This window comes from Pseudomonas sp. 2995-1 (assembly GCF_002742505.1).
GTDB classification, from domain to species: Bacteria; Pseudomonadota; Gammaproteobacteria; order Pseudomonadales; family Pseudomonadaceae; genus Aquipseudomonas; species Aquipseudomonas sivasensis.
Genome location: NZ_LJSA01000640.1, coordinates 1 through 260 on the forward strand (window position 1 = coordinate 1; position 260 = coordinate 260).

The window sequence follows — 260 nt, forward strand, 5'->3', positions numbered from 1 at the left end:
ACCAAGGGAATCACCAGATAGCGTTACAAAACTTAAGTGATCGTGTTTCTCCATTAGGGGAAGGATTGATCATCGCTTTTAATAATCGAGTGAATGAAATTGAGCAAGAAGTTCACCAGTCAGGTGACCGACTTGTTACACAAGGTACATTTCTAGCATTTTTAGCATTAATTGTATCTATCACTGCAATTGTTTTAAGTATCATCATAGCTATCTTCATTGCGAATAACATATCTAAACCTATTCTACAGGTGTCGAAA

General features: G+C 36.2%; 1 protein-coding gene. It reads left to right on the forward strand.

All coding sequences use genetic code 11. The features are described from left to right. On the forward strand, positions 1-260 hold a 260-nt coding region (locus tag AOA61_RS32045; protein ID WP_218197426.1), incomplete at both ends, for a hypothetical protein.